Origin of the sequence: Pelagimonas sp., assembly GCF_050633425.1 — a bacterium.
GTDB lineage: Bacteria > Pseudomonadota > Alphaproteobacteria > Rhodobacterales > Rhodobacteraceae > Pelagimonas.
Window position 1 is genome coordinate 1 of the sequence record NZ_JBOEGM010000065.1, and the last position, 1,903, is coordinate 1,903.

The window sequence follows — 1,903 nt, forward strand, 5'->3', positions numbered from 1 at the left end:
CTATCCACCATCATCGGCACTGACGTCTGGGGCGCATGTTGATGCGTCGCGTTATGACGAGATGTATGCGCAATCGGTGAGTGATCCCGAAGGTTTTTGGGGGGCTCAGGCGGAGCGGCTTGATTGGATCAAGGCGCCGACGCAGGTGAAGAACACCAATTTCAACCTCGGCGAGGTCAATGTTGAATGGTTTGGCGACGGCACTTTGAACGTGTCTGCCAACTGTATCGACCGGCATCTCGAAAAGCGCGGCAATCAGACCGCGATCATTTTCGAACCCGATGACCCCAAGGAACAAGCGCAAAGCATCACCTATAATGACCTGCATCGCCGGGTCTGCCGCATGGCCAACGTGCTCGAAGAGCTGGGCGTGCGCAAAGGGGACCGCGTTGTTATCTATCTGCCGATGATCCCCGAAGCCGCCTATGCCATGCTGGCATGTGCGCGCATTGGCGCGATCCATTCCATTGTTTTTGCAGGGTTTTCCCCTGACGCCCTGGCAGCTCGGGTCAATGGATCTGACGCCAAGGTTGTGATCACCGCCGACCACGCCCCGCGCGGTGGTCGCCAGACTCCGCTGAAATCCAACGCCGATGCGGCCCTGCTGCACTGCAAGGACACGGTCAAATGTCTGGTGGTCAAACGCACCGGCGGTCAGACCACCTGGATCGCTGATCGCGACTATGATTACAATGAAATGGTCATGGAAGTCGGCGATTATTGCCGCCCCGTCGAGATGAGCGCCGAAGACCCGCTGTTCATCCTCTATACCTCCGGTTCGACCGGCCAGCCCAAGGGCGTTGTTCACACGTCTGGCGGGTATCTGCTCTATGCCGCTCTCACCCAAGAGGTGGTGTTTGATTACCAAGAGGGCGATGTTTACTGGTGTACCGCGGACGTCGGCTGGGTCACCGGACACTCGTATATCGTGTATGGCCCGCTGGCCAATGGCGCGACCACGGTGATGTTCGAAGGTGTTCCAACCTACCCGGATGCCAGCCGTTTTTGGCAGGTCTGTGAAAAGCACAAGGTCAACCAATTCTACACCGCCCCGACGGCCATTCGCGCCCTGATGGGACAAGGCCCTGAATTTGTTGAGAAATGCGACTTGTCATCGCTGCGCATTCTGGGCACCGTCGGTGAGCCGATCAACCCTGAGGCTTGGAACTGGTACAATGAAGTTGTTGGCGGCGGGCGTTGCCCAATCGTTGACACCTGGTGGCAGACCGAAACCGGTGGCCACATGATGACACCACTCCCCGGCGCGCATGCAACCAAACCGGGTAGTGCGATGAAGCCCTTCTTTGGCGTGCAGCCGGTGGTTCTTGACCCGCAGTCGGGCGAAGAAATCGACACCTATCCGGTCGAAGGCGTTCTGGCGATCAAGGACAGCTGGCCCGGTCAGATGCGCACGATCTGGGGCGATCATGAGCGGTTCCAGAAGACCTATTTTAGCGACTACAAAGGCTATTACTTCTCGGGCGACGGGTGCCGCCGCGATGAGGATGGTGATTACTGGATCACCGGCCGCGTCGATGACGTGATCAACGTGTCTGGCCACCGGATGGGCACCGCCGAAGTTGAATCGGCTCTGGTCGCCCATGCCAAGGTCGCCGAAGCCGCAGTTGTCGGATATCCCCATGAAATCAAGGGCCAAGGCATCTATTGCTACGTCACCTTGATGAATGATGTGGAACCAACCGAAGAGCTGCGCAAGGAGTTGCGGACCTGGGTGCGCACCGAAATCGGCCCCATCGCATCCCCCGACCTGATCCAATGGGCCCCCGGCCTGCCCAAAACCCGCTCCGGCAAAATCATGCGCCGCATCCTGCGTAAAATCGCCGAAAACGACTATGGCAGCCTAGGCGACACCAGCACTTTGGCCGATCCATCCGTGGTGGAA

Annotated in this window: 1 protein-coding gene; it reads left to right on the forward strand. The window is 58.5% G+C overall.

What is annotated here, in order from left to right; translation table 11 throughout:
* Positions 1–1,903: acetate--CoA ligase (acs, locus tag ACRBB0_RS27190; protein ID WP_431377608.1), on the forward strand; the 1,903-nt coding region annotated here is incomplete at both ends.